Origin of the sequence: Bradyrhizobium sp. 138 (assembly GCF_023074075.1) — a bacterium.
Lineage (GTDB): Bacteria > Pseudomonadota > Alphaproteobacteria > Rhizobiales > Xanthobacteraceae > Bradyrhizobium.
Genome location: NZ_JADPKT010000009.1, coordinates 1 through 939, shown reverse-complemented (window position 1 = coordinate 939; position 939 = coordinate 1). Strand labels below are relative to the sequence as shown.

The 939-nt window shown below is 56.2% G+C and carries 1 protein-coding gene; it reads left to right on the top strand.

Annotation, left to right across the window (positions count from 1 at the left end):
* A partial coding sequence (locus IVA79_RS07500; RefSeq protein ID WP_247551465.1) for an amidinotransferase occupies nucleotides 1–915 on the top strand: 915 nt, incomplete at its 5' end.
* Nucleotides 916–939 lie beyond the last annotated feature (24 nt).

The following is a 939-nucleotide window of genomic DNA, read 5'->3' as shown; positions in this document are numbered from 1 at the left end:
CCAAAGATCATGATCGAACCGGCTCAGCGAGAGCTTGATGGCTTTGTTGCGCTGCTACAGTCGCTGGGTATCATCGTAAGGCGGCCGGACGCCGTCGATCACAGGAAGCGCTTCAGCACGCCGGAATGGTCCTCGCGCGGTTTCTGCAATGCCTGCCCGCGCGACAGCATGCTCGTGATCGGCGACGAGATCATTGAAACCCCAATGGTTTGGCCTTGTCGGTACTTCGAGACGCATTCCTATCGTCCGATTCTGAAGGACTATTTCCAACGTGGCGCGCGGTGGACGAGCGCGCCCAGACCGCAACTGACGGACGAACTGTTCGACCCAGAATTCCGCGTCCCTAAGAAAGGCGAGCCGATCTCATACATCCTCACCGAATTCGAGCCGGTCTTTGACGCCGCCGACTTCTTTCGCTGCGGGCGCGACCTATTCGTGACTCGCAGCAACGGCACCAATGCGTCTGGTATTGAATGGCTGCGTCGCCACCTTGGCGACGGTTATCGCATTCATGATATTGAGAGCTGCTGTCCCAATCCAATGCACATCGACACCACCATATTGCCGCTTGGGCCCGGCAAGATTCTGATCAATCCCGAATACATAGACGTCGACCACCTTCCGGCCATCTTGAAAGGATGGGACATCCTCGTGGCCCCCGAGCCCGACCCGATAACCGATCCTATGCTCAGGATCACTTCGCTGTGCGGGAAATGGCTCAACATGAACGTACTGATGGTCGATGAGAAGCGCGTCATCGTAGATCCACATCATATTGCAATGACGCGTGCGTTGGAGAATTGGGGATTCGAGCCGATTCTCTGTGAATTCTTACACTATGCGGCATTTGGTGGCGGCTTCCATTGCGCCACACTCGACGTCCGACGGCGCGGCACATTGAAGAGCTATTTTTGAACCGACTTCCAACACGTCTCGTCG